Origin of the sequence: Planctellipticum variicoloris, from assembly GCF_030622045.1 — a bacterium.
In the GTDB taxonomy this organism is placed as follows: domain Bacteria; phylum Planctomycetota; class Planctomycetia; order Planctomycetales; family Planctomycetaceae; genus Planctellipticum; species Planctellipticum variicoloris.
Map to the genome: position 1 here is coordinate 5291260 of NZ_CP130886.1, position 19093 is coordinate 5310352.

At 64.5% G+C, this 19093-nt stretch carries 16 protein-coding genes; 13 read left to right on the forward strand and 3 right to left on the reverse strand.

The window, feature by feature from the left end:
* The first annotated feature begins 32 nt into the window (after nucleotides 1-32).
* The 5 genes from SH412_RS20605 (at nucleotide 33) to SH412_RS20625 (ending at nucleotide 8101) form a co-directional block, all read left to right on the forward strand.
* Nucleotides 33-3347: an efflux RND transporter permease subunit gene (locus SH412_RS20605; protein WP_336519903.1), complete on the forward strand. Its 3315-nt coding sequence runs from the start codon at nucleotides 33-35 to the stop codon at nucleotides 3345-3347.
* 364 nt (nucleotides 3348-3711) lie between these two features.
* Complete coding sequence (locus SH412_RS20610; RefSeq protein ID WP_336519904.1) at nucleotides 3712-4551, forward strand: MlaE family ABC transporter permease; 840 nt, start codon at nucleotides 3712-3714, stop codon at nucleotides 4549-4551.
* A gap of 13 nt (nucleotides 4552-4564) precedes the next feature.
* Nucleotides 4565-5365 (forward strand): ABC transporter ATP-binding protein, encoded by an 801-nt coding sequence (locus SH412_RS20615; RefSeq protein WP_336519905.1) that lies wholly within the window; start codon nucleotides 4565-4567, stop codon nucleotides 5363-5365.
* An 18-nt stretch (nucleotides 5366-5383) separates the two neighbouring features.
* The gene (locus SH412_RS20620; protein ID WP_336519906.1) at nucleotides 5384-6547 is read left to right on the forward strand and encodes an MlaD family protein; all 1164 of its coding nucleotides are present in this window, start codon (nucleotides 5384-5386) and stop codon (nucleotides 6545-6547) included.
* A gap of 354 nt (nucleotides 6548-6901) precedes the next feature.
* Complete coding sequence (locus SH412_RS20625) at nucleotides 6902-8101, forward strand: BtaA family protein (protein ID WP_336519907.1); 1200 nt, start codon at nucleotides 6902-6904, stop codon at nucleotides 8099-8101.
* A gap of 746 nt (nucleotides 8102-8847) precedes the next feature.
* On the opposite strand, the gene SH412_RS20630 is transcribed toward SH412_RS20625, so the two are convergent.
* Nucleotides 8848-10470 (reverse strand): sigma-54-dependent Fis family transcriptional regulator, encoded by a 1623-nt coding sequence (locus SH412_RS20630; RefSeq protein ID WP_336519908.1) that lies wholly within the window; start codon nucleotides 10468-10470, stop codon nucleotides 8848-8850.
* A gap of 228 nt (nucleotides 10471-10698) precedes the next feature.
* Here SH412_RS20630 and SH412_RS20635 point away from each other — a divergent pair, with 228 nt between their 5' ends.
* The 3 genes from SH412_RS20635 (at nucleotide 10699) to SH412_RS20645 (ending at nucleotide 13082) form a co-directional block, all read left to right on the forward strand.
* Nucleotides 10699-11286 carry a carboxymuconolactone decarboxylase family protein gene (locus SH412_RS20635; protein ID WP_336519909.1) on the forward strand — a complete coding sequence of 196 codons (588 nt, stop codon included), beginning with the start codon at nucleotides 10699-10701 and terminating at the stop codon, nucleotides 11284-11286.
* Nucleotides 11287-11405: 119 nt separating this feature from the next.
* Entirely contained in the window at nucleotides 11406-12368 is a 963-nt protein-coding gene (locus tag SH412_RS20640; RefSeq protein WP_336519910.1) for an alpha/beta fold hydrolase, read from the forward strand.
* A gap of 93 nt (nucleotides 12369-12461) precedes the next feature.
* Entirely contained in the window at nucleotides 12462-13082 is a 621-nt protein-coding gene (locus SH412_RS20645) for a pyridoxamine 5'-phosphate oxidase family protein (protein ID WP_419555746.1), read from the forward strand.
* 394 nt (nucleotides 13083-13476) lie between these two features.
* Here the strand turns inward: SH412_RS20645 and hflK are convergent, their stop codons facing one another.
* Nucleotides 13477-14424 (reverse strand): protease modulator HflK, encoded by a 948-nt coding sequence (gene hflK, locus SH412_RS20650; protein WP_336519912.1) that lies wholly within the window; start codon nucleotides 14422-14424, stop codon nucleotides 13477-13479.
* A complete protein-coding gene (gene hflC / locus SH412_RS20655) occupies nucleotides 14421-15470 on the reverse strand; it encodes a protease modulator HflC (protein WP_336519913.1) in 1050 nt (349 codons plus the stop codon). Before hflC ends, hflK begins: the two co-directional genes overlap by 4 nt.
* 449 nt (nucleotides 15471-15919) lie before the next feature.
* Between hflC and infC the strand changes: the two genes are divergently transcribed.
* From infC to rpsU, 5 genes are all read left to right on the forward strand, one after another.
* Nucleotides 15920-16438: a translation initiation factor IF-3 gene (gene infC, locus SH412_RS20660; protein ID WP_336519914.1), complete on the forward strand. Its 519-nt coding sequence runs from the start codon at nucleotides 15920-15922 to the stop codon at nucleotides 16436-16438.
* A 248-nt stretch (nucleotides 16439-16686) separates the two neighbouring features.
* Nucleotides 16687-16887: a 50S ribosomal protein L35 gene (gene rpmI / locus SH412_RS20665; protein WP_336519915.1), complete on the forward strand. Its 201-nt coding sequence runs from the start codon at nucleotides 16687-16689 to the stop codon at nucleotides 16885-16887.
* A 55-nt stretch (nucleotides 16888-16942) separates the two neighbouring features.
* On the forward strand, nucleotides 16943-17323 hold the full coding sequence (gene rplT / locus SH412_RS20670; protein ID WP_336519916.1) for a 50S ribosomal protein L20: 381 nt from the start codon (nucleotides 16943-16945) through the stop codon (nucleotides 17321-17323).
* A 101-nt stretch (nucleotides 17324-17424) separates the two neighbouring features.
* Entirely contained in the window at nucleotides 17425-18426 is a 1002-nt protein-coding gene (gene pheS / locus SH412_RS20675; RefSeq protein WP_336519917.1) for a phenylalanine--tRNA ligase subunit alpha, read from the forward strand.
* A 256-nt stretch (nucleotides 18427-18682) separates the two neighbouring features.
* The gene (gene rpsU / locus SH412_RS20680; RefSeq protein ID WP_336519918.1) at nucleotides 18683-18880 is read left to right on the forward strand and encodes a 30S ribosomal protein S21; all 198 of its coding nucleotides are present in this window, start codon (nucleotides 18683-18685) and stop codon (nucleotides 18878-18880) included.
* The last annotated feature ends 213 nt before the right edge of the window (nucleotides 18881-19093 follow it).

The window sequence follows — 19093 nt, forward strand, 5'->3', positions numbered from 1 at the left end:
ACGGACGGGGAAAGAGAGATTGAGGCGACAGCATGTTCTCGCAGTTCTTCATCGACCGGCCGATCTTCGCGTCCGTGCTCTCCATCGTCATCACTCTCGCAGGCGGCATTGCCGTCTTCTCGCTGCCGGTCACGCAGTACCCGGAAATCACTCCGCCGACCGTGGAAGTCTCCGCATTCTATCCGGGAGCCAACGCCAGCGTCGTCAGCGATACCGTCGCCGCCCCCATCGAGCAGCAGGTCAACGGCGTCGAGGGGATGCTCTACATGTCCTCGCAGTGCACCAACGACGGCGCCTACTCGCTGACGGTGACCTTTCGCCAGGGAACCGATCTCAATCTGGCGCAGGTGCTCGTGCAGAACCGGGTCGCGCTCGCGCAGCCGGTGCTGCCGACTCTCGTCACGCGCCGCGGCGTCACCGTCAAGAAAAAATCCCCCAGCGTGCTGATGATCGTCAATCTGTATTCCCCCGAGGGCAACCGCGACAACCTGTATCTCAGCAACTACGCGACCATCCAGCTTCGCGACGAACTCTCCCGCCTCCCCGGAGTCGGCGATATCACATTCCTGGGACAGCGCGACTACAGCATGCGCGTCTGGCTCGACCCCGACAAACTGTCGAGTCTCGACCTCAGCGCCAACGACGTCGTTCACGCCATCGAACAGCAGAACGTGCAGGTGGCGGCCGGCCAGATCGGCCAGCCGCCCGCCCCGTCCGACCAGGCGTTTCAATTCACGATGACCACGCTCGGCCGGCTCACCGACGCCACGCAGTTCGCGGACATGATCCTCCACTCCGATCCCGACGGTCGCATCATCCGGCTCAAGGACGTCGCCCGCATCGAACTCGGGGCCCTCGGCTACGACCAGATGTGCACGCTCGACGGTCAGGCCTCGGTGGCCCTCTCCGTCTTTCAATTGCCCGGCTCCAACGCCCTCGACACCGCCGCCAGCGTGCGGAAGAAAATGGCCGAACTGCACACGCGCTTTCCCGACGGCGTCGACTACTCCATCGTCTACGACACCACTCCTTTCATTCAGGAGTCGGTCAACGAAGTCTTCTATTCGCTGCGCGACGCCGTCGTCCTCGTCGCCCTGGTCGTGCTGGTCTTCCTGCAGGGATGGCGGGCGGCGGTGATTCCGCTGATCGCCGTCCCGGTCGCCATTGTCGGCACCTTCGCCGCGATGGCCGCCTTCGGCTTCAGCCTGAACTCGCTCACCCTCTTCGGCCTGGTCCTGGCCATCGGCATCGTCGTCGACGATGCCATCGTTGTCGTTGAGGCGATCGAACATCACATCGAACACGGCATGTCGCCCCGCGACGCCGCGATTCGCGCCATGCAGGAGGTTTCCGGCCCCGTCGTCGCCGTGGCGCTGGTCCTGAGCGCCGTCTTCATTCCGTGCGTCTTCATTACCGGGATCGTCGGGCAGTTCTTCCAGCAGTTTGCTCTGACCATCGCCATTTCGACCGTCATCTCCGCGTTCAACTCCCTCACGCTCAGCCCCGCGCTCGCCGTCCTGCTCCTCAAGCCGCGAGTCGCCGGACACCACGAACCCCTGCCGCGGCTCGCGTTCCCGATCGCCGGCGCCGCTCTGGGCTATTTCTTCGGCGGACCGCTGCTGGAGCCGTGGCTCGCGCAACTGCCGGGATGGCCGGCGGCAGCGCTGGCGCCGTGGGTTGCGGCGGCGATCGCCCTGCTCGCCGCGCTGCTCCTCTCCCGACTGCTGAATCGACTGCTCGCCTGGTTCTTCTCGGTCTTCAACGCCGCCTTCAACGTGTCGACGGGAGTCTACGTCGGCACGATCGGCGCCCTGCTGCGGACGAATCTGATCGTGCTGGGACTCTACGGCGGCATGCTCTACGCCACCTGGCACGTCTTCGACGTGACGCCGACCGGCTTCATTCCCGCGCAGGACAAAGGCTATCTCCTCGTCAACGTCCAGCTTCCGGACTCCGCGTCGCTGAATCGGACGATCGCCACCATGAGCGACATCGACCGACTCGTCCGCAAGATTTCCGGCGTCAACCATGCCGTCGGAATCGCCGGCCAGTCGCTCCTGCTCGGCGCCAACGCGCCGAACTTCGGATCCTTCTATCTGATGCTGGACGATTTCCATCATCGCGCCCACGACGGGCTGACCGCCGACGTGATCGCCGTCAGTGTCAAGGAACTTCTCGACGAACAGATTCCCGACGCACTCGTCCATGTCCTCGGCGCCCCCCCCGTCGACGGACTCGGAACCGCCGGCGGCTTCAAACTCGTCGTCGAGGACCGGGGCGACAACGGCTCGGCCGCGCTGCAGCAGTCCAGTCACGCGATTGTGGACGAGGGGATGCAGACGCCCGAGCTCACGGCCCTGTTCACCAGCTTTCGCGCCGATACCCCGTGGCTGTTCCTCGATATTGACCGCTACGCGGCCAAAGCGATGGGAGTGTCGATCTCCGAACTGTTCAACACGCTTCAAGTCCACTTCGGATCGCTGTACGTCAACGACTTCAACCGCTTCGGCCGCACCTGGCAGGTCAACGTACAGGGCGACGCGGCCTATCGCATGCAGATCGAGGACCTCAAGCGACTCAAAGTCCGCAACGACGAGGGACATATGGTCCCGCTGGCCTCAGTGGCCACGCCGCACGAAACCAGCGGACCGGTGATGGTCGTCCGATACAATCTCTACCCCTCGGCGATGATCAACTTGAACGCGGCCCCCGGCTACAGCTCCGGGCAGGCTATCGATCGAATGCAGGCTCTGGCCAACGAAAACCTGCTCCCCTCCATGCGGGCGGAATGGACGGAACTGGCCTTTCTGCAGCTCGAAGCGGGAAACTCCGCGATGTACGCCTTCGTCCTGGCCGTCGTGCTCGTGTTTCTGGTCCTGGCCGCCCAGTACGAAAGCTGGGCGCTCCCGCTGGCGGTGATTCTGGTCGTGCCCATGTGCCTCCTCTGCTCAGTCGCCGGCGTGCTGTGGGCCCATCTGGACGTCAACATCTTCACGCAGATCGGTTTCGTCGTCCTCGTCGGACTCGCCTGCAAGAACGCGATCCTGATCGTCGAGTTCGCCCGAGCCCGGCACGACGCCGGAGAGTCCCGCCGAGCCGCCACCCTCGATGCCTGCCGTCTGCGACTCCGTCCCATCATCATGACCTCCTTCGCGTTCATTCTGGGCGTCGTGCCGCTGATGATCGGGCAGGGGGCCGGCGCTGAAATGCGGCGGACGCTGGGGACCGCGGTCTTCTGGGGCATGCTGGGAGTCACCCTCTTCGGCATCTTTCTGACGCCCGTCTTTTACTACGTCATCCAGTCGGTCACCGACTGGCGCTCGTCCCGCCGGACAACGCAGAGCTGAACGGCGCAGCCCGCAAGCACTCGCCGGCGTCACCGGTGCCGCGCTGTGCGGAAATTGCCGTTCCTCTGCGAACGCCCCGTCGCAGCAGGCCCGCCGCCCGGACTTCCCGTCGGTCAGGCAGATCGCATTCGGAGGCTCGACGCTGATCGAGCGGGGGCGGACGACCGTCACATCCGGTCCGGCGGCGATCGGGCAGGGAGCCCGCCATTCGTCACTCATCTCCCGCATTCTGCCCAGAACACGGTCGCCTCCTCCCCGGCCGAAAACTGCCCTCGCCCCGTTCCACGGTTTTCGTTATGAGTCCCCCGCTCACGGGAGCCCCCCGTCGCGTCCCGGTACGCACTCGCCAGGAACACTCGCCAGCATGGCCTCGGTCACGTCCAATCCGCCGCCCCTGACCTTCATCCACCACGTGGGTGCGGCGACGTTGTCCCTGGTCGAAGCCCTCGGCGATCTGGTGCTGTTCTTCCTGCAGATGCTCCGCTGGCTCTGCGTCCGCCTCCCCCGCGGCTCGGTCCTCTGGCCGACCCTCTACGAAATCGGCGTCCTCAGCGTCCCGGTGATCCTGGTGACCGGGCTCTTCATCGGCATGGTCCTCGCCGTGCAGTCCTACGACACGCTCCGGATCATGCACTTCGAAAGCCGTCTCGGAGCCGTCGTGAACGTCACGCTGGTCAAAGAACTCGGCCCGGTCCTCGCCGCCACGATGCTCGCCGGCCGCGTCGGCAGCGCGATCGCCGCCGAGATCGGCACGATGAAAGTCACCGAACAGATCGACGCCCTCCGCGCCCTCGGCGCCGACCCGATCGCCTACCTCGTCGTCCCGCGATTCCTGGCCTGCGTCTGCCTGATCCCCGCCCTGACAGTCGTCGCCGACGCCATCGGCATCTTCGGCGGCTGGATGGTCAGCGTCCCGCTCCTCGGCATCAGCAATCACTTCTTCTGGCATTACTCGGACGGCTTCATCACCGCCTTCGACTTCGTCACCGGCGTCCTGAAAAGCATTCTGTTCGGCGGCTGCATCGCCATCATTTCCTGCCACCGCGGCTTCCACTGCACCAACGGCGCCGAAGGGGTCGGCCGAGCCGCGACCCAGGCCTTCGTCTATTCGTTCATCGCCATCCTCGTCGTCGACTTCTTCGCCGGCATGATCCTGATCCGGATGTACTGGTGGCTCTTCCCCGCTCCCGTGTCGCTGCTGTAGGAGGGGCCTGAGCATGTCCGCACCCCCTCCCGCCCTCGAACTGCGCCATGCCACGCGCCGCTTCGGGACGCGGACCGTGCTGCACGACATCTCCTTCGGCGTTCACGTCGGCGAAGTCCTCGTCATCATCGGCGAGTCGGGCTGCGGCAAGAGCGTGACCACCAAGCTCCTCGCCGGCCTGCTCGAACCGTCAGAGGGGGAAGTCCTATGGGCCGGCCGGCCGATCGCCGACCGGACGCGCGACGAACTTCGCCGGGACCGCCTGCGGCTCGGCTACCTGTTCCAGGGGGCGGCCCTGTTCGACAGCCTCTCCGTCTTCGAGAATGTCGCCTTCGGCCTCCGCGAGAACGGCCGCCGCTCGAACGCCGAGATTCAACAGATCGTTGCCGAACGCCTGCGCGAAGTCGGACTCTCTCCCGATGTCGGGAAAAGCCGGCCGGCGGACCTGTCGGGGGGCATGCGCAAGCGGGTCGGCCTGGCCCGCGCTCTCGCCGTTTCGCCCGAAATCATCTTTTACGACGAGCCCACGACCGGTCTCGACCCGGTCATGAGCGACGTGATCAACGAGCTGATTCTGCAGACGCAGGCGCGGCACAACGTGACCAGCGTCGTCGTCACGCACGACATGAATACCGTCCGGCGGGTCGCGGATCGCGTCGTGATGCTCGAACCCTTCGCCCGGCTGTCCCAGGGCGATTCTCAAGTGATTTTCGAAGGGACGCCCGAGGAGGTCTTCGCCTCGACCGATCCCTGCGTCGGCTGCTTCGTCCGAGGCGAAGCGGGCGAACGACTCCGCGACCTGTTTGCCGCCTGAAATCGGCTGGGTGTTTTTATGAACGAACGACGTCTGCAGTTCCGCGTCGGACTCCTGGTCCTGGTCTCGATTTCGATCGGGACCGCTATGGCGATCCGCTTCGGCGACCTCCACAAACATCTCGAAGAGCAGTTCCCGGTCGTCGTCCAGCTTCCCTCCGCGGAAGGCCTCTACCCCTCGGCGCCGGTCACCATGTACGGCATCAAGATCGGCGACGTCGCCGACATCCAGCTCAACGAGAAGCGGGGGGGCGTCGATGTGATCGTCGGCGTGAAACAGGGGACCCGCATCCGCAAAGACAGCAAGGCCATCGTCGTCCGTACGCTCCTGGGCGAGACCTCGCTGGAATTCCTCTCCGGCGCCAGCCCGGAGTTTCTCGCTCCCGGCACGCGCATTTCCGGTCAGGCGGCGACAGATCCGCTGGCAATGGTCCAGCGGCTCGAAGCCCGCACGCTGCAGACGCTCGACGCCTTCGCCGCCACCAGCAACGACTGGCGACTGGTCGCCAAAAACCTCAACGGCCTGATGGATTCCAACCGGGGCGATCTGCGGCTGATCGTCGAACGGGCCGCCGAGTCCCTGCAGGAATTCACGGCGACGATGCACAACGCCAACACGATGATCGGCGAGGCCAACAAGATCGTCTCGAATCCCGCCGCGCAGCAGGCCCTCCAGCAGACGCTGACGTCGCTGCCGAAAATGGTCGAGGAAACCCGCCTGACGATCGCGGCCACGCGTCACGCGGTCGAAAACGCCAACCGCAATCTCGCCAACCTGTCGCAGCTCACCGAACCGGTCGGTCAGAAGGGGCCGCAGATCGTCGAGCGGCTCGACAACAGCCTCGCCAGCCTCGAATCGCTGCTGGGCGAACTCAACGCGCTGGCCCGCGTGGTGAACCAGGGGGACGGCACGCTGCAGCGGTTCGCCAGCGATCCCTCGCTGTACGAGAATATGGACCGCTCGGCCCAGTCGATGGCGGTCATCCTCCGCAACGCCGAGCCGCTGATCCGCGATCTCAAAGAGTTCAGCGACAAGATCGCCCGTAACCCGGAGATCCTCGGCATCGGCGGCGCCCTCCGCCCCAGCCCCGGCCACCGCGACATGGAGCTCCTCACCCCGGCCAAGACCCCCGCCGCCGCCACCACGACGCAAAAGTCCGGCCTCTTCCGCGGCCAGAACTGACGCCGTAGGGCAGGCTCCCGCCCGCCGATCTGGCCCCCGCTATCTCAAGGCCAGGGGATCGCCGCCCAGAACCACGAATTTAACGGCGGTTTCTGTCCTGTCTTGGCGTCTCCTTCCCCCGCCCCCGCTCGCACCGCGAGGGTTGAGATTTGCCCCGCATTCGACGAACATGCGGGCGGGCAATCTGCCCTGACTTGCCACTTTGACCAGGATCACCCCGCAACTGCCTGTTAAAGCCTTTCCAGCAAAGAGGTTCCGGCTCTGCCGGCGCCAGGTCGAATTCCCGTCGCAGGAGTCCCGGGAGTCCGTGTTGCCTCAGGCTGCAGTCGCGGCGATCCGTTCCCCGGACGCAACATGGTCGCCGAGCGCCTGAGCAAAACCTGGTTTAATCTCGTTCACGGGCGCAACATCGTCTACAACCAGTGCTGGGAAGATCCCCGCCTGGATCGCGTCGCTCTGAACCTGACCGCGAACGACCGCGTGGTGGTCATCACCTCCGCCGGCTGCAACGCGCTCGACTACGCGCTCGCCGGAGCCGGCCACGTCCACGCCGTCGATATGAACCCGCGCCAGAACGCCCTGCTGCAGCTCAAGCTCGCCGCCGCCCGGCATCTCGACTACGAAGACTACTGGCAGATTTTCGGGCGCGGTCGGCACGAGAACTGGGACACGCTCTACCCGCGGCACCTCCGCAAGAACCTGCCGAACGACGCCCGTGTCTTCTGGGACCGCAAGGGCCAGCTCTTCTCCCCGCAGGGGCGCGGCCGGTCGTTCTACTTCCGCACGACCTCCGGCACGTTCGCCTGGCTGGTGAATACGTACATCGACCGGGTCGCCAAAATGCGCGACTCGGTCAACGCGCTCCTCGCCGCCGACAGCGTCCAGCAGCAGAAAGACATTTACACCGAGTACAAGCTCGCCGCCGCCCTCTGGAAGCCGATGATCCGCTGGGCCATGCGACGGGATATCACCCTCTCGCTGCTCGGCGTTCCCGCGTCGCAGCGGAAGCACATCGACGACAGCTATCCGGGCGGGATCCTGCAGTTCGTCATGGATCGCGTCGAAGCGGTCTTCACGAAACTCCCTCTCAAAGACAACTATTTCTGGCGGGTCTACCTGACCGGCGAGTACACGCCCGACTGCTGCCCCGAATACTGCAAACCGGAAAGTTACCAGGCCCTTCGTAACGGCGTCGCCGACCACGTGACGACGCATACCAACTCGGTCCTCGGTTTCCTGAAGCAGAGCGAGCACCCGGTCACGCGGTTCATCCTGCTCGACCACATGGACTGGCTGACCCGCGACCCGGCGAAGAAGATTCTCACGGAGGAGTGGCAGGGGATCATCGACCGGGCCGCTCCGAACGCCCGCATTCTCTGGCGCAGCGCCGGCCTCCAGGGGGACTTCGTCAACACGCTCAAGGTCCAGGTCGACGGCCAGCCGCGCGAAGTCGGCAGCCTGCTGCACTACAACCCGTCGCTGGCCAACGAGCTGCACAGCAAAGACCGAGTCCACACCTATGGCAGCTTCTGCATCGCGGATCTGAAGCGGTAGGGGAGCGAGCAGCGAATAGCGAATAGCGAGTAGCCAGAGAAGTGGGCTTATCGCGGATCGCGGATCGCCAGAGGCCCCCAGCGTTTGTTTTCTCCGACGCCCAACTCCAGGCTCTCGTCTCTCGACTCCTCCGACCTTCCGCCTCTGAACGTACGACGGACGGGGCTGTTCCGCTCCGGTCCTCTCTGCGATCTCCTCCGGCCTCTGCGTCTCCGCGAGAAATCTTCCGCATTTTTCGAATTTCCCCGAAAACTGCTCTTGCACGACAGACGAACCAGTGTCAGCGTGTCCTCTTGTCGGGTGCGAGGCGAGCTGGATCCACGGCGCGGACGGCCGCGCTGCTCGAGCGCACAATCCCGGCTGCGGGCCTGATCAGGGCCCAGGGGGGACTTCTCGAAAGGGAGGTCCCAGGGCGCACTTTGTGCGCGCATTCCTCGGCGTCGAGTCTTCCCGTTGCGTCCCCGCGCAAGGTCAGACCTGATCCAGTGCCAGCCGAAAGACGGGGCGGGAGCGGTTGATTCAGGACCGTTCCCGCTCTGTCCTGGCCGGCCAACTTGAACCCTCCGTCAAGCGAACTCCCCGAGTCCCGCCCGGCGCCCCCGTGCGCGCAACAATCCCGTCACTTTGCACTTTTCATTTTGCATTTTTCACTTTGCACTGTCATTCGCTGCCCCCCGCGATCAAACCTCCAAGTCCCGCGAAGGCGCCGCCGCGATGGCCGCCCGCACTGTATCCGTTCCCAGCCATCACGACGAGTGCCCCGAGATCCCGAGCGCCTTGATCCGCGAGGCCAGCGTCGTCGGTTTCATGCCCAGTCGCTCCGCGGCGCCGTCGGGGCCGTAGATCCGTCCGGCGGTCGCCCGCAGGGCCGCGCGGAGATTGTTCGCCTCGAACTCGCGCAGCTCCGCAGCCGTCAGAATCCGTTCGGACCCATCGGCCGCTGTGTTCGCCGCCGGCCGCTGCGTCGGATCGGAGGGGAGCTCCAGCCGCAGTCGGCCGTCCGTCGCGCCGATCGAAGCCCGCTCCAGCACATGCTGCAGTTCGCGGACGTTGCCGGGCCAGTGATATGTCTGCAACTGCTGCACGTTGGCCAGCGTCAGCCGCGGACGTCGCCGCCCCAGCTTGCGGGTCAGCCGTTCCAGAAACTGCTCGGCGAGCAGCGGAATGTCTTCCACGCGATTGCGGAGCGGCGGCAGCTCGATCGGAAACACGCTCAGCCGGTAATACAGATCCTGCCGGAATCGACCCGCTTCGGACTCGTCCCGCAGCTTGCGGTTCGTGGCGGAGATCACGCGAACATCGACTCGCCGCGTCCGCTCGTCCCCCACCCGCTCCAGCTCGCCTTCCTGCAGCACGCGGAGCAGCTTGGCCTGCAGGTCGAGCGGAATCTCGCCGACTTCGTCGAGAAACAGCGTGCCGCCGTCCGCCAGCTCGAACCGCCCGGCCCGATCGCGCAGCGCTCCCGTAAACGAACCCTTCGCGTGTCCGAAGAACTCGCTCTCGTAGAGTTCGCGCGGGACGGCGGCGCAATTAACTTTGATGAACGGCCGGTCGGCCCGCTGACTCCGGCGGTGCAGCTCGCGCGCCACCAATTCCTTGCCGGTGCCGCTCTCGCCGAGGATCAGCACGGACGAGTCGGTTGGCGCGACCAGATCGATCTGCCGCGCGACGGCCTGGAGAGCCGGACTCTGTCCCACCAGTTCGCCGTACGACGCCCCCTGCTGGACTTCTTCGCGCAGGTAGGCGTTCTCCTGCTCCAGCCGCTTCTTGAGCGACTCGATTTCTTCGAGCGCGCGGGCGTTGGCGATCGCCGCCGCCAGATGATCGGCGATCATCCGCAACCACTCGAAACAGGCCGGGCCCGGCTGTTCGCGCGCGAAGAGTCCCATCACGCCCAGCACCTCTCCTCGATGGACCAGCGGATGTCCCGCGAACGACGTGATCCGCTCGTCCCGAACCCACTGGGGGCTGGCCACCCAGGTCTGGTCCTGTTGCAGATCGGGGACTTCCAGCGACTGTCCCGTGCGGGCGATGTGCCCGACCTTGCGGATGCCGATCGGAAACCGCCGATAGCCGCCGTTCAATTGGTCCCACGCCATGCCCGGAGCCGCGAGCGACTTCCCGGCGCTGGCGACCAGGTGCAGGCACTGTTCGCGGCTGTCGCACTCGCCCGCCAGCCGGCACTTTGCGCAATCCCCGGCGAAGGGGGGCTGGAGCAGCCAGATCCGCACCAGCGCCACCGTCGGCCCTTCCGCCAGCCGACGAACCGCCAGGGGGAGCAGGTCTGGCAAATGGTGCCGGCCGGCCAGCTCCAGCAGGACCTGCCTCGGATCACCCAACAGCGGCGAAGTACCGGATGATGTTGTCATCGCGTGAAATTAACGAGTTTTCGTGGTGCGTCAACGAATTTTCGTTCTACAACGAAATATCGTTGACGTCAGAAAAAAGCCAGACAAATCGTAACCAGTTAATTCATATATGGTTGTGGCATTTCTCGGAGACTGGCACGGAACGTGAATCTATCGGCCAGCACCACCGACGAGAAGTTCGCTCGGTCTGGAAAACGTGTTCGACAGTCTCACGCCAAGGAACAGATCATGTCCCGCATTCCTCAGATCGCTCCCGAATCCGCCACCGGCAAGGCCAAGGATCTTCTCGACGCCGTGAAGGCCAAACTGGGCCTCGTTCCCAACATGACCCGGGCCCTGGCCAACTCGCCCGCCGCCCTGGAAGGCTACCTGGGCCTGAGCGGTGCGCTCGGCAAGGGGACGCTCTCCGCGAAGTACCGCGAGCAGATTTCGCTGACGGTCGGCCAGGCCAACAACTGCGACTACTGCCTCGCCGCCCATTCGACGATCGGGAAGATGGTGGGACTGACACCCGATCAGATCCGCGACAGCCGGCAGGGGATGTCGGTCGATCCGAAGACCGACGCCCTGCTCGGCTTCGCCCGCAAGGTGGTCGACCAGCGCGGCAGGGTGTCGGACGCCGATCTCGACGCCGTCCGCGAAGTCGGCTTCGACGATGCAGCGATCGCCGAGGCGGTCGCCAATGTGGCGCTGAACATCTTCACAAACTACTTCAACCATGTCGCCGACACCGACATCGATTTCCCGAGGGCCGAGCCGCTGGCGGACTCCCAGGAAACGTGCTCGACGTCCGCCTGCCACAATCAGGTAGCCTGACCGACCCGTCACAACTCCGGAGCCCGGCGGCTCATTCCCGAGCCGCCGGGCTTCGGTCGCGCGGGACGGGAATCGTTCTCATCCCGCAGCCAACCGCACTTCCTCCGAAGGGGAAACTCATGGTCCGCGTTCTGTCGGCATTTTTGTTCGTCGCCCTGTCGGCCGTTGTCTCCAGTTCCGTCAGCAGCGGTGCGGAGCCCCGACCGCCGGCCACCGTCGTTCACAAGACGGTCAAGGTTGGCGACCTCGACATCTTTTACCGCGAGGCCGGCCCGAAGGAGGCTCCGACGGTCCTGCTGCTGCACGGTTTTCCGACCAGCTCGCAGATGTTCCGCAACCTGATCCCCGCGCTCGCGGACAAGTACCACGTCGTCGCTCCGGACTACCCGGGCTACGGACACAGCTCGATGCCCTCCCGCGACCAGTTCGCTTACACCTTCGACAATCTGGCGCAGGTCATCGAAGGGTTCACCGAGAAGATGGGTCTGCAGCGCTACGCCCTGTACGTCCAGGACTACGGCGCCCCGGTCGGTTACCGCCTTGCCGTCGCTCATCCGGAGCGGGTCACAGCCTTGATCGTGCAGAACGGGAACGCCTATGAGGAAGGGCTCGATAACGACTTCTGGAAGCCGGTCAAAGCCTACTGGCAGGCTCCGAAAGACCCGGCAAAACGCGACGCCCTCCGCGGGATTCTGACCTACGACGCGACGAAGTGGCAATACACGCACGGCGTCCCGAACCTCGAGCTCGTCAGTCCGGACGGCCCGGCTCACGACCAGTTCCTGCTCGACCGTCCGGGGAACGACGAGATCCAGCTCGACCTGTTCCTCAGCTACGGCAGCAACCCGCCTCTGTACCCGCAGTGGCAGGAATACTTCCGCCGGCGCCAGCCGCCGACGCTGATCGTCTGGGGCCGGAATGACCAGATCTTTCCCGCCGCGGGGGCCGAACCGTACAAGCGGGATTTGAAGACGCTGGAGTTCCATCTGCTCGACGCCGGGCACTTTGCGCTGGAGACCAGCGGCGAGGAGATCGCTGGGCGGATGCGGGAGTTCCTGGGCAAGCATGTCGGCCCGAAATAACTGCGATCGATGGTCGCGGCGCTTCCGGTTTCGGGAGCGCCGCGGCATTTTCACCGGCGAGAACTCACTCCGCTTCGTTCGAAGGACGTTCCGATGCGAGAGCACCCCAGCGACGTCGCATTCACGCCGGCCGTGAAGGCGATCCAGTCTCAAAAAGGTTCCAGGTCAGATTATGCACGGATGGAACAAGGCCGTGGCTGGCGGACCGTCGTCACTCCCGATCTGGCCGAATTTCTCGCCAAACTCGACATGTTCTACCTGGGAACGGCGAACGCCGAAGGCCAACCCTACATCCAGTATCGTGGCGGCCCGCTCGGCTTCCTGAAGGTTCTGGACGAGCATACGCTCGGCTTCGCGGACTTCGGCGGCAATCGACAGTACATCACGCTCGGCAATCTGGAGGAGAATTCCCGAGCGTTCCTCTTCCTGATGGACTACGCCAACAGCCGCCGGATAAAAGTCTGGGGGACGGCCCGAATCGTTGACAATGACGCGGAACTGCTGCAGCGGCTCACAGATCCAGCCTATCCCGGTCGCGTCGAGCGGGCCATTTTGTTTTCGATTGACGCCTGGGACATCAACTGCCCCCAGCACATCCACCGGCGGTTCGCTCAGCGGCAGATCGCCCCGGTCATCGAGCAGCTTCAGCAGAGAATCGCGGAGCTGGAGTCCGAAGTCGAGCACTTGAAGTTGAAGTCCTCGATCGTCAAATGACCTCGAAGGGGAATCTGGCCATGCAGTTCGATCGGAACGACACAACGCTGGTCGTCGCGGGATGATGCGAGGCAGAGCTCGATGTTGCAGCGCCCGACCCTGGCATGAGCGCCACAATTGTTCGCGGCGAAATCTCGAAACCTTCCCAGCTCGATCAGCTCTTCACGAAGATCCGCGGAGGATCTGATCGAATCGACGCCTGCATTCCTGTCGATACGCCCGTCCGGGAGTTCGCCCGCTCCGTCGGGCCCCATTCCCCCTGACAGTTTCACAGATTTCCGCACTCCTGCCGCCCGGCGGTTCATCGAACAGGAAGTCGCCTGTGTGCGCCCGCGGAACCCTCGCGCGGCGATTGAGCCGCCGGTACGCCGTCCGCGAACTTCTCGCGAATTCGTCAGGGAGTTTTCGCCCGCGGCAGCGCCAGATCGACCGGCGCCGAACCGTCAAGCACCAGCTTCGCCCGAATCTGCGACAGAATCTGCCGTACGGCGTCGGCGTGAAAACGTCCCAACGTCAGGCGACGCGATTCCGCATAGGACAGGGGACCCCGGCGGGCATCGTCCTGAATCTGCCGCGCAAGCTGCACAAAGCGGTCCGCCGCGCCTCGCGCCGCCGTGACCCGCCCCTGTCGCTCCTGCTCCGCCTGATCCAGCGCCTGCCGGGCATCGGCCCGAGCGACGGCCAGAGCCTGTTCCCCCTGCGTCCGCGCATCGCTGATCATCTTCGACATATCGGCCCGCGCGTTCGACACGTCCAGAAAATCGGCCTTCACGCGCAACGGCGGCTCCACGCCGTCGATCGTCACCTGGTCGATTTCGAGTCCCAGCCGTTCCTCCGCAACCCGCTGGCGGACATCCGCGAGCAGTCGCGCGTTCAGAACCGCCAGCCCCGCCGTCTGTACGAAATCCACGCCGCTCCGCCCGACGAGATCCGCAACCGTCGCCTCGACCAGCAATCGAAGTCGCGCCTCCGGTTCCGTCTGCCGGAACAGATAATCCTCCAGATGCTCTTCCGCCAGACGGTATTGCACGGCGATCCGCACGTGCAGCAGATTCTTGTCCCCCGTCAGAAAGGCGGGCCGCGCTTCCAGGACGTCTGGCAGCCGGTCTGCCGAAACTGCTGTTTCCGCACCGAGAATCAGCGTCCGCGCCGCAGTGACGTTGACCCGGTCCACTCTGGCCAGCGGCCACGGCAGATCCCAGTGCAGTCCGCTCGCCTGGGGCTGAGGGAGCATCCGGCCGAATCGCCGTACGACGGCCTTTTCGTCCGCCGGGACGACGAAGGTTCCGCTGGCCAGCCAGCCGACCACCAGCAGGCCGCAGAGTCGCGGAAACCACGTCACGGTCGAGTTTCCGGTGCAGGTTTCTCGACGGTCGCTCGACCGGCCGCAGGCAGGCCCTCTGTCAGCAGTTTCAGGAGCTGGCTGGAAGCCGACAGAACCAGCGTCGTGTTCTCGCCCAGCACCTGCTTCGTCGTTTCCAGGCTCTGCAGCAGCGCCGCGAACTCGGGGTCCTCCGCGTGGGCCGCATTCAGAATCCGCAATGCGTCCGCCTCGCCCGCACCCCGAATTTTCTCGGCGTCCGACTGCGCCCGCGCGAGCAACTCTCCCGCCTGGCGGTCCGCCTGGCTGCGGATCATCCGGCTCTCGGCCAGTCCCGCGCTGCGATACCGCTCGGCGATCTTCTGCCGCTCGCTCTTCATCCGTTCAAAGACCGCCTGCTGGTTGCCTGCGGGCAGATTCAGCCGGCGAATCCTGACGTCCACGACTTCCAGCCCCCACTGCTCGAGAAGCGGTCGGGGCTCCTCCGGTCGCTGCTGCAATTCCGCCTTCACCCGTCCTGACAGTTCGGCCAATGGGCCGTCCCCCCCGCCCGGGGCGGCTTCCGAATCCGCGGCCGATAGCAAATCCGCCAGATCCACCTGGCCCACCTGCGTCGTCACGATCGACTGCAATCGGCTTCCCAGTCGGAGCGTCGCCACGTCCGTCGCTCCCAGGCTCCGGAAGAACCGCACGACCGGCCGCTCCTGCAAAGAGACGCCCTCCGCGGACTCCGCAACCTTCCAGCCGATATAGGACTCGACGACAATGTTCTTCCGATCCCGCGTAAAGACCTCGCGGCCCGGCGGCGCTGCAAGCTGCAGCCGACGGTCGAACCGTCGCTTCGACTCGACGGGCCACGGCAACTTGAAATGCAGCCCGCGATCGGCGGGACGATCGTAAACCTGCACGATTCGTCCGAGCCGCTCGACGATCACAAACTCGGTCTCATCCACCATCACCAGGCACGTCGGGATGGCCGCCAGAACAAGTATCGCGAAGCCGCGCACGAACCAGTTCCGCCCCCGGCCGGGGAGCGAAGCAGCGTTACTTGCGTGGGAACTCGACATGCGGGCGACCTTCCGGACAAATGAGGTCCCGATTGTAGGGCCGTCGCCGATGCAGCCGCAATCAGCCGCCCGGCAGTCCCGGACAAATCGCGGCGATCCATCGCAACTGCCGTCAGAGTCACTGGTTACGCACCTTACATCTATGCGACGGCCTCGTTTCAGCCCCCCGAACGGGAGTGCGTGAACGCATTTTCCGTCCCGATTCCCTCCAGGATCTTCCGGCTGTTCTGCGGCAACGTGTTGACGGACTTCAGCTTGAGAGATAATACTGGCGCGGCCCCGTTGGACCCTGCCAGTTTCGACGAAGCGGACCATTTGGTCGTTTCGTCCGAAAGTGCCGATCAGCTCTCGTGAACGGGTTCAAAGTCAGCGGCCTCCCGACGTCCTCATCTGATCGCTGAAAGATGAGACGCCAGGCGAGCCGCATTCGCGTCGTTATTTGGAAGGAGATGGCACCCATCGAAACCACGCATCGTGTGAACGATCAGATCCGCCTGTCCCCGATCCGGGTGGTGGATCAAGAGGGGAAAATGCTGGGGGTGATTCCAACCTCCGAGGCCCAGCGACTGGCGTTTGAAGCCGGACTGGATCTCGTTGAGGTGGCGCCGAACGAGCGCCCCCCCGTCTGCCGCATCATGGACTACGGCAAGTTCAAGTACGAACAGAAGAAAAAGCACTCGACGAACACCAAGCAGCATCAGGTGCAGATCAAGGAAATCCGCCTGCGGCCGAAAATCGGCGAGCACGACATCGAGTTCAAGGTCAAGCAGGCGCGCGAGTTCCTCGGCCACAAGGACAAGGTGAAATTCAACGTCATCTTCCGCGGCCGCGAAAACGCCCACCATGATCGCGGACGCCAGATGCTCGCCGAGATCATTGAGGTGCTCCAGGATGTCGCCAAGGTCGAGAAGCCGCCCGGAATGGACGGCGGGCGAAGCATGAGCGCCATCCTTTCGCCGAAAAGTTGAAGGGACGGTTGCGGTAATTCCTTTTTGTGCAAGGAGTTATCGCGGCTCCGATTGCCCGGCGTCGGACGCTGCGGATTTTTCCATCGCTCGGTGGAAATCCGGCGCAGACCTGCATTATACTCACCGGTTCCCGCGGGTCGGACCGGCGGGTCATTGTGTTGATAGACAACTTCGGCCTCGCCCGATTCGCAGGCCGCGACGATGATGCTCGGGATCGCTCTTCGCGTTCCCGGAAGGATGTTGAGAAAATGCCGAAGCAGAAGACCCACAAAGGGATGGCCAAGCGGTTCAAAGTGACCGCGAGCGGCAAGATCAAGTGCAAAAGCCCGTTCCGGGGTCACCTGCTCAGTCATAAATCCGGCAAGCGGAAGCGCCAGCTCCGTGGCGATACCGTGCTCACGAAGTGGGAATCGGTCATGGTCCGCGACGCCCTGCGTCCCGGGGTCTGATACGTTTCGCCTCCCCTGCCGTTCACTGTAATCGCCTTGCACAGGTCCTCGAAACATGCGTATTTGCTTCAGTGTCGCCCGTCACCGCTCCCACAAGCGGCTCTTCCGCGAAGCGAAGGGCGGCTTCGGCGCCCGTAAGAACCTGCTGCGCACGGTCAAGGAAGTTGTCGTTCGCAATCGCTGCTTCGCCTACCGCGACCGCCGCAATCGCAAGCGAGATTTCCGCTCACTCTGGATCATCCGCATCAAGGCGGCCGCCGAAATGCGCGGCGTGACCTACTCGCGGTTCATTCACGGCCTGACCCTCGCCGGTGTCGGACTGAACCGCAAGGCGCTGAGCGAGCTGGCCATCCATCAGCCGCTCGTCTTTGACGAAATCGCCACGCTGGCCAAGAACGCCCTCGCCGCCAAGAAGCAGCCGGCCCCCGTCGCCTGAGTGCGGCCAGACTGCAGAAACCTGTGAATTCTCCGGCGAGACGGTCTTCGGGCCGTCTCGCCGCTTTCGTATCGCCACCTCCGACGGACTGCAGGACCGACATGGAGATTCTCGAAGCCTTCGCCAGCTACGAGCGGGAAGCTCTCGCAGCCATCGACGCCGCCGCGTCGGCCGACGCCCTCGAAGCCGCCCGGATCGAGTTTCTCGGCAAGAAGCAGGGGCGCCTCAAAGACGTCCAGGGGCTGCTCGGAAAGGCCAGTCCCGAGGAGCGCCCCGTCGTCGGCAAACGCTTCAACGAAATCAAGGATGCGGTGACGCTCCGCTGGGAAACCCGCCAGCAGGAGCTCTGCCGCCCGAAAGCGATGGCGACCGCCATCGACCTGACTCTGCCGGGCACGCCTGTCCGGCTCGGTCGCCGGCACCCTCTCACGCAGACCATCGACGAGTTCAAGGACATCATGGCCCGCTTCGGCTTCGAAGTCGCCGACGGCCCCGAGCTCGAAGACGAGTGGCACAACTTCCAGGCTCTCAACATCCCCGACGATCACCCGGCCCGCGATCCCCTCGAAAACTTCTACCTGTCGACCGCCTCCACGGCGAACGCCGAGCCGATGCTTCTCCGCAGCCAGACGTCGACCGTACAGATCCGCATCATGGAGCAGCGCCAGCCCCCGATCCGCATTGTCTCGGTCGGCCGCGTCTACCGCCCCGACACCATCGACGCCACCCACTCCTGCATGTTCCACCAGATGGAAGGCCTCATGCTGGGCCGGGACGTGACGATGGCCTCCCTCAAAAGCGTCCTCCGGATGTTCGCCACGGCGTACCTCGGCGGCGACGTCGAAGTCCGCTTCCGCCCGTCGTTCTTCCCGTTCACGGAGCCTTCGGTCGAAGTCGACGTCCGCTGGAAACACGGCTGGCTGGAACTGGGCGGAGCCGGCATGGTCGACCCGAACGAGCTGACAGCCATCGGTTACGACCCCGAAGAAGTCAGCGGCTTCGCCTTCGGCCTGGGGATCGAGCGCTTCTGCATGCTCCGCCACGGTATCAGCGACATCCGCAACTTCTACTCGAACGATTTGCGGTTCCTGGGGCAGTTTTGAGGGAGCGGAAAGCCGGAAGCGGAAAGCGGAGAGCCGCGAAGAAGACCAAAGACATGCAATGTCGGAGCGTTCTTGTCTGCGATACCCGAATCCCGATGCCCGATACCCGCCGCCCCAGCGCACAAAAGTATCCATCATTTTCCCCGTCTCCAACACTTCGCGCCCTGCGGCGCGGCCGATATACTTCATGGTCCGCTGCTGAGCGGTCTGGATTGTCGTTTGTTCCGGGGCTGAGATTCCCTCGAAGGAGGACTTTGTGGTCAAGTTGCGTCTGCGCGAGAACGAGTCGATTGGCGATGCTGTGAAGCGATTTCGTAAGCTGGTGGAGCATGCCGGGATCAAGAAGGAAATGCGCCGCCGGGAATACTACGAAAAGCCCAGCGAAACCGCCCGCCGCTCGCGCCGCCGCGCCGAACGCCGCGCACGCATTCAGCGCATGGTCGCCGGCAGCTAAGGCTGCCAACGGACCGCGTGCCGATGCTCGGCGAGCTGGGAATCGCGAAGCTCCGTTCCGAGAAATTCGCACCGCCGAGACGGCTGTGGCACGCAGACAGAGATCCGCCGGAGTTCCAATGACTCCGGAATGCGACGTTCAGCAGCGACTCGCAGAGATCTGAAACAGGCCGGTCACCCCGGCCTGTTCCCATTTCCGGGGAGCCCGTCTCCC